We start from the raw sequence: 7997 nt of genomic DNA, 5'->3' as shown, positions 1-7997 counted from the left end.
GATAAGCGTCGTGGAAAGTAACAAAAGTGCAGTTGGGATATTGCTGCAAACGCTGTTGAAATTCGCGATCGAGTGCTTGTAATTGCTGAATGTAAGCGGCAGCATTTGCCTGATAGGTGACTTTGTTTCCAGGGTCGGCGGCAATTAAACCGTCGCGAATATTTTCCACCTGTTCGATCGCTAATATGGGATCGAGCCAAACGTGCGGATTGCCAGCAGAGTGTTCGTGTTCGTGTTTGTGGTCTCGATCGGCTTTGTCGGCTACTTCAACGACTGGGGAAATTTCTTGTAAAGGTTTAATGCCCCTACTGGCTTCAATCTGTTTTAATTGGGTATTTCGGGCATTTTTTATTGTATTTTCCAGAAATTCTTCCAAGCCCAAGCCATTTTTCACCAGCACATCTGCTTGCGCGATCGCCTGTACATCTTTTGGTGTTGCCTGATACTCATGCACCTCAGTACCCGGAGGCAGCAAAACTTCTACCCGAACTAAATTACCTGCTACCGCTTTGGTAAACCAATACATCGGCAAAAACGTCGTCACAACTTCGATCGGTCGCGACTGAGAGGAAGACCCGCTTGTCAGACTGTTGCGATCGGACAAACCTACTTCTCCAGCACCCGTCCCTACAAGGGCGGGGGGCGAAACTTTATTCTCCTCTCCTTGTCGGGCAGGGGTAACGGTTGAATTAGATTGGTTGCAGCCAGCAGTTGCTAACATTGGCAACAACAAGGCTACTAGCAATCCTTGCAATTTAGGGCAAATCACGGTTTTTGTGCTGAAAGGGAAAGCCAGAAGCGATCCTGGCGAGTACAAAATGAGAACCGATCTAATTCTAACTTAGACGCGAGAATAAAACTCATTCTTGTACAAATTTGCTTTTTCTGGGCTTAAGGAATGTAAATGTCATAAAAACAGGGTATATAGGCTATATTTAGTCTATATATACTAATTTGGGCGATAAAACATTTGATTTGCCCAATTACTGTCTTTGTAAACTAGAAAAAACCCATAAAAAAACCTTTTAAATCTCTGCACAGAAGATAGGATGGGCTTAATGAGAGTTTACAAAGGGTCGATCCTGCTAATCTGAAAGTGGTGTGAGGTGAAAAATTTCGATATGTTGAAAATTTTGTGTAATTATGTGCTAATTAGCCCAGCCATATTGGGCGCAACATTAGCGATCGCATTAGTGGGGATGCCAGCGTCCCAAGCCGAAGAAGTATCGGCGACACCAGAAGTGCAGTCTGATGCGTCAAGTATCCTAGAGCAAATCAACCGCTACAACAACCAAAAACCGCAAAACTCTCTCTCTCAAGTAACTTCCGTTTCCCAACTGCGTGACGTGCAACCGACAGACTGGGCATTCCAAGCTTTGCAATCTCTGGTAGAGCGCTACGGATGTATTGAAGGATATCCCGATCGCACTTATCGGGGCAACCGGGCCATGACCCGCTACGAATTCGCTGCCGGGTTAAACTCCTGCTTGAATCGGATTCAAGAACTAATCGGTACAATACGTCCGGACATCAGCGCAGAGGATTTAGAAAGAATCCGCCGTCTGCAAGAAGAATTTCGGGCTGAACTTACCACCCTGCGGGGTCGCGTAGACGCACTGGAAGCACGCACCGCCAGACTGGAAGCGCAACAGTTTTCTACCACTACCAAACTGGCTGGAGAAGCAATTTTTGCGGTGGCAGGTATTGCGAAAGGGGATAATGCCTTTGGCGGCGACATCGACAATCAACCTATATTTGGTGACAGAGTTCGTCTCAACTTTGAAACCAGCTTTAGCGGCAGAGATAGGTTGAGAACGCGATTGCAAGCAGGAAACCTGGGTGCATTCTCCGCAACTTCTACTTTGACGCCGGAAGGAGACCTATCCTTTGCTGGTGGCCCTTTTGAGGAATCGGGTAATAATAATATCGTCCTGGATGAGTTATCCTACACTTTCCCCATAGGCAAACGTACTGAGGTCGTGATTGGCGCAAATGCTACCGGGTCGGATAGCTTTGCCGATACTCTGAACGTGCTAGATGGAGATGGCGGTAGCGGTGCGTTGTCTCGTTTCGGCACCCGCCACGGTATTTATTATCTCGCTGATGGTGCCGGCATAGGACTCAGGCACGAACTCAACGATAACATCGAAATCAGTTTGGGCTATCAAGGCACCTCAGTCAACAACCCTAGTGATGGGAACGGTTTGTTTGGTGGGCCTTACGGGGCGCTGGCACAAGCGGTGTTTAAGACTGGTGGTTTAAAATTCGGTTTGACCTACGTACACTCTTACAACAGAGACATGGGAACAGGCAGCCGAGTTGCGAATTTGCGATCGTATTTGGCGGCTAATCAGCCACTTGCCGGCGACAACGATTTGCCCATTTCCAGCAATTCCTACGGTGTAGAATTTTCTTGGCAACTAGCTCGTAATTTTGTCCTGGGTGGATGGGCTGGCTACAGCAATACTCGCACTCTTTCTACCCTGGGCGGACAAATCAACCGTGGCAGTCTTGATATCTTTAACGGTGCGGTTACCCTTGGTTTTCCAGATCTGGGTAAAAAAGGGAACATGGGAGGTATTATTGTTGGCATTGAGCCGATCGCTGATGCGAGTAGTGCTTTATCCAACGATTTGTTTAACGCTGGTTTAGGTGGCGATGATGACGATGCCTCCTATCACATCGAAGGATTTTACCAAATTCAAGTCAGCGATAATATCTCCATTACTCCCGGAGTAATCTGGCTGACAGCACCCGACCACAACGCTAACAACGAAGATGTCATCATCGGTACAATCCGAACGACATTTAGTTTCTAGGCATCAGCCAATAGTCTTTGGCAAAGAAACCGGGTTTCTTAAAGAAACCCGGTTTCTAGCCCCAGCGATCGCTAACAGATTTGTAAAGATTCTATACAAATTTTTAATATTAAATACAAAAAACCAGCCTCCTCAAAGACTGGCTTGACAAATTAAAAACGTTGTGTTGTCGCTTCAATTCGAGGAAATTCCAACTGTGCGTTCCCAAGTTCACAGTCGGTAAAGCTCTGTAAACTTATTGTAACATGAGAAACAAATTTACAAAAGTTTACCTTGCATATTTATTTCCTTAGACAGAGGTACTTCCCATATACCTCCATTTCTATAGTCTACGCTGTTATGTACCAAATCCACCGTTAAAACACGTAAGTCAGTTTTTAATTTTGGTCACTTTGCGTGATATACTTAATAGCCTGCGGAGGACAACCCCAAATAACCCGTTCTTGCTTGTAAATAGCCACTCCAGGCTTTGCTCCTTTAGGTTTGTAGACGTACTTGGGTTCGGTATAAACTACTGGAACCCTATCGCTTTGTCGAGAACGGCTGTAGTAAGCAGCAAGATCGGCAGTAAACTGTAAATCCGCTTCATCGGGTACAGCCCCTGGCTCCAGGCGCAAGAGTACGTGGCTTCCAGGAATCTCTTGCGTGTGGAACCACAAATCGTAATCGCCAGCAACCCGAAACGTCAGCCGATCATTCTGGCGGTTATTGCGACCGATCAATAACTCAAACCCGCTGGGAGTACGGAAACGGTACGGATGAGATTCCTCGTCGTTTTTGTTAGCGCGGCTGTATTCTAATTCTTCAAGATATCGCTGTTGAATCAATTCTTCCCGTATTTCTGCCAGGGCTTGTAAATCTTCCGAAGTTGTGTATATCTCCAGTTGAGATACAGTTGCTTCTACCTGCTCTAAATAATCAATTTCCGCTTTCACTTCCGCTAGCAGCGGCTCAACCGCAGCACGAGCGCGTTTGAGTTTTTGATGACGCTTATACAGTGCTTGAGCGTTTTGGACGGCATTCTTTTCTGGGTCAAGTGGAATAGTAACGGGATTTTCGGTGTTAAAGTCAGGCAAGGTAATCGATTTTAAGCCAGGTTCCCATTCCTGGAGATGCGCCATGAGCAAATCTGCTTGCTGTCGGTACAAATCCGCTCCGTCAGACTGCTGCAAGCGTTCCGCAAAGGTCTGACCCTTAACGCGCAATTTTCCTAAAATACTGTTGAGTTTCTGACTGAGTTGATGGCGTAGCTGAGAGAATTCTTGTCGATCGAGTTCTTCGGTATAGTAGCGCTCGAGCAAAGTATGGATATCTTTAGCTGGTTCGATCGCACCCCAACCCAGTACCGTGTATCCTTCATATCGAATCGAATCCGATTTCTGTCCCGACTCCTTACCTTGCAGGGAAAGGGGTCGATCCGTTAGGTCTTTCCCTATCCAACCAAATTGAAATTTAGACTCTTCTAATACTCGCAACCATTCTTGCCATTTAACAAACAAACCCTGCCAATCGGATGGAGTTAAAGTTTCCGTAGATCGATCGGCTTCCAGTCCTGCGGCTGCTACCATCGACTGTACCAAAGAAGAACTTAAACCCCGATAATTTTTCAGCAGAGAGCGCCCGATTTTCCCAGGTACCAGACTCACTCGTTCCTGCCAGCGCTGTTGAGATTCGATCGAACTGGGTATAGGATCGGTGAGAACTGGTGGAATCTCGTAGGGTTGTCCGGTCAGGATCGGACGGACGCTCGATTGTTGTGGACTGACTTGATGAGCGGCAGTAATAATTAAATTGTCAGCATCAGCGAGAATGACATTACTGTATTTGCCCATGATTTCTAAGTAGAGATGCCAGAGAGGAGGTTCTCCGGGACGCCTACCAAACTGGAAGTCTAAAACCCTCTCCCAAGGGGCAATCTGTTCAATTGCTATCAGTGCCAAACCCCCTAATTGATGCCGTAACTGCTGACTGAACGTAAACGTATCCGGCGTTCTGGGCGGCGGATTGCCAATGCAGAGGCGTGCTGCTTGGGGATGCCAAGAAACAGTCAGCCAACCGCGTCCCTTGAGAGTTCGCAAAGCTAGGGCAATGGTGTAGCGATCGCGCTGATAAACTTGTTCGATGCGCGATGGTAGCCAGTTGGCTCTCAAATCGCTGCTAGCAGCCGTCAGAGTTGTGAAATCAACAGGTTGCACGATCGAAACTTTTTTGATTTATTCCCCAATCCTTAGTTTATAAGACTTGGGCAAATAAACCCGGTTTCTATTTTTTCTTTTGACTTTTTACTTTTAACTTTCCATCCCCTCTTCAAGCTTTTTGCTGTTTTCTGCTACCCAAAGCCAGCGCACCAGTCAGCAACAGCGCACCCACAGTAGCAGGCTCAGGTATACTTTGAGACTCTGTATTACCAACTTTGATTTGATAAGCGAGTTGAGAATTTTTGGGGTTGTTGCCAATCCAGCTCATCATAGACTTACCGGTCAGCTTGAAGGGCGCAGATATATTGGCGATCTGGAGATAATCTACATCAGAGCCGGTGCCTGTAACGGAAGAAGACAAACTGCCAATTCCCACTTCTTCAAAAACCAGGTCGCTCAACCCCATTGTGCTACCATTTATTCCCTTCGAGACGTCTCCAGCAGCACGGGTGCGGAGGAAAATGTCAGTTACAGGGCCACTAAAAGCAGTACTGCTGAGCAGCTGACCGCCAACAGTATACTTAACCAAGCTTCCCGTATATTCCAAAACGAAATCCACTAGAGCGCCACTTGTCCAAGCACGTTCGCCAGAAACAACAGGCAAACCACCCACCAGTTGATTGGGATTGTTAGGGTCAGGTATGATAGCTGTATTTATACCTAATTCACGCTCGGCGGTACTCGTACTGTTGTTACCAATACGGCTTTCAGCAACGAACAATTCTGTAAATTTTCCCGTCTTGATGAGATCGTTAAACTGAGTATCGGTAAAACCGGTTCTATCCACTAGCGAGAAGGCGTTCGCTACTGCGGGTATCGAGAACATTCCCACCCCTGCGGCTGCCAGTGCGAATAATGTGTGGTGTATGCGGATCATCGTTTTTCCTCCCTAGTTTCCCTTGTGCTGTTTGTCTGAGGTTTACTGAATCCAGGTTAAGTAAGACGCATCCCTTAGTAGATTGACATACCGAACTCAGACCTCTCGCTCCCTGTTCTTTCAGACTAAAGTGGGCATAACTGTACTGTCCATAAGGAGTAGTTGATTTTACACAATCTTTATATTGTGATTGTGTTCGTTAAAGTTTCAGGTAAGAGTAAACTACCCACACTGTACCCGCTTCGGGTCAGTGTGGCCTTTTAGTAGCCCTTCAGTTATATATCTTTTGATTGATGTCAAATTCGGAAAAAGGTGAAAAACAATAAATATAAGCTAAAAACAAGAGCAATCGTCTTTTTTAGGCTTGTAAGTCCAAATTTTTGGAATTACCATTGAAATTATATTACTAGCTCCTCATATCGGTAGGCGGTCAATTTGTCATGGATATTCAGCTAATCAACATTGGTTTTGGCAATATCGTTTCTGCAAGCCGGGTCGTTGCCATTGTCAGCCCGGAGTCTGCCCCTATTAAGCGTATCATCACTGACGCGAGGGATAGGGGCCAGCTAGTTGACGCAACTTACGGGCGTCGCACTAGGGCTGTCATCATTACTGATTCTAGCCACGTTATTCTCTCAGCGATTCAGCCGGAAACGGTCGCCAATCGCTTCGTGATCAGTAAAGATGGTGCTGCTAGCGAACATTAAACCTGTCCATTTTGGATTTTAGATTTGGGATTTTGGACTAAAAACCAATCTAAAATCTAAAATCTCAAATCTCAAATGGTTAATATGCAGACAGGCAGACTGATCGTTTTTACGGGGCCAAGTGGAGTCGGCAAGGGTACATTGCTGCGATCGCTCCTCAAACACCATCCCGAACTCGAACTTTCCGTATCCGTAACTACCCGTCTTCCCCGTCCAGGGGAAATAGACGGACAGCATTATTACTTCGTCAGTATCGAAGAGTTCGAGGAAATGGTGAAGCATGGCGAGCTGCTGGAATGGGCTCAATTTGCCGGCAACTACTACGGTACGCCCCGCCGACCCGTAGAAAAGCTTATCTCTCAAGGCAAGTGCGTGATATTAGAAATTGAGTTAGAAGGAGCAAGACAAATTCGACAGACGTTTCCTACCGCCTTGCGTCTATTTATCTTGCCACCTTCCCTATGCGAACTAGAGCATCGCATTCGCGGTCGAGGTCAAGATTCCGAAGATTCCATTACTCGTCGCCTCCGCCGCGCTAAAGAGGAAATTGAAGCTGCTAATGAATTCGATATCCAAATTGTCAATGACGATTTGGAAACAGCTCTCAAAAACCTCGAAGCAGCGCTTTTTGCTCGATGCTAAGTTCAAATTTAAAACCGCATAGGAGTTACTCACACATCCTCCCAACCGGATTTTCGATCGGTCGATGGCTAATACCACGCATTTACCTTTAAGAAAACAGTTTGGTAGCGGAGGTGTTGCGGCAGGCAAGCATTGATGAACGCAGATAATTTCATCGGCATTCATCAATGCTTGCCTGCGGTTTTTTTGCGGTATTTTTGGGCTCGATTGCAGCTACTTTTTGTAAATTAATAATATTTATTTCTCCATATCCTTGCAGATTGGAAACTCGCGATCGCATTTCTAATAAAATCTCGTTCAGTCTTTTTTCTAGATTAGCTTGACCTCCAAAATGTTGCCACAGTTTTTCGACGATTGGCTTTAATATGAAATTTATCTCTTCTGAATTAATATTTTCTACCGTTGGATATTTCCACAGGCAAAGGCGATGTATCAGGTCTTTTTTATTAAAAGTTATCTCGTGATAAATAAGCATAATTAAACGATTATTTACATAATCTTTAACTTCTGATATAAGAGTGTAAGTTGCTGAGTTGTTTTCTATGAGCGATCGCCTTTCCAAAGAAATCAGATGATCGGGTAACTTTTGCTTTGATTCCAGAGATAAAATATCTGATTGCAGTTCTACTATGCTCATTGGTTCTCGATTAATTGCCAACCAATACATTACTTCTTTTTCCAAATCCGAACAACGGTTAAAGTGTTCTTCTAAAAGCTCGCTAATATTATCAAAAATTAGGTTACACTGTTGCTG

Annotated in this window: 6 protein-coding genes and 1 pseudogene; 3 read left to right on the top strand and 4 right to left on the bottom strand. The window is 45.4% G+C overall.

The annotated features are described in order from the left end of the window. A partial coding sequence (locus H6S82_RS11010) for a zinc ABC transporter substrate-binding protein (protein ID WP_347339485.1) occupies positions 1 to 769 on the bottom strand: 769 nt, incomplete at its 3' end. 337 nt (positions 770 to 1106) lie between these two features. Here H6S82_RS11010 and H6S82_RS11005 point away from each other — a divergent pair. Next, positions 1107 to 2819, top strand: coding sequence for an iron uptake porin (locus tag H6S82_RS11005; RefSeq protein ID WP_322111977.1), 1713 nt, complete (start codon positions 1107 to 1109; stop codon positions 2817 to 2819). 377 nt (positions 2820 to 3196) lie between these two features. Here the strand turns inward: H6S82_RS11005 and H6S82_RS11000 are convergent, their stop codons facing one another. Together H6S82_RS11000 and H6S82_RS10995 are read right to left on the bottom strand one after the other, a co-directional pair. Continuing rightward, positions 3197 to 5014, bottom strand: a complete 1818-nt coding sequence (locus tag H6S82_RS11000) for an NFACT RNA binding domain-containing protein (RefSeq protein ID WP_190470980.1) — start codon at positions 5012 to 5014, stop codon at positions 3197 to 3199. Positions 5015 to 5126: 112 nt separating this feature from the next. Continuing rightward, positions 5127 to 5894 carry a choice-of-anchor W domain-containing protein gene (locus H6S82_RS10995; RefSeq protein ID WP_190470977.1) on the bottom strand — a complete coding sequence of 256 codons (768 nt, stop codon included), beginning with the start codon at positions 5892 to 5894 and terminating at the stop codon, positions 5127 to 5129. Between the two features lie 440 nt (positions 5895 to 6334). Here H6S82_RS10995 and H6S82_RS10990 point away from each other — a divergent pair, with 440 nt between their 5' ends. Then, positions 6335 to 6601 (top strand): DUF370 domain-containing protein, encoded by a 267-nt coding sequence (locus tag H6S82_RS10990; protein WP_190470974.1) that lies wholly within the window; start codon positions 6335 to 6337, stop codon positions 6599 to 6601. An 84-nt stretch (positions 6602 to 6685) separates the two neighbouring features. Continuing rightward, the gene (gene gmk, locus H6S82_RS10985; protein ID WP_190471040.1) at positions 6686 to 7243 is read left to right on the top strand and encodes a guanylate kinase; all 558 of its coding nucleotides are present in this window, start codon (positions 6686 to 6688) and stop codon (positions 7241 to 7243) included. 151 nt (positions 7244 to 7394) lie between these two features. Here the strand turns inward: gmk and H6S82_RS10980 are convergent. Continuing rightward, positions 7395 to 7997, bottom strand: a pseudogene (locus tag H6S82_RS10980) (hypothetical protein); the annotation flags it as partial.

The organism is Planktothrix sp. FACHB-1355, assembly GCF_014748295.1.
GTDB classification, from domain to species: Bacteria; Cyanobacteriota; Cyanobacteriia; order Cyanobacteriales; family Aerosakkonemataceae; genus Aerosakkonema; species Aerosakkonema funiforme_A.
This window is presented reverse-complemented; position numbering and strand designations above follow the sequence as displayed.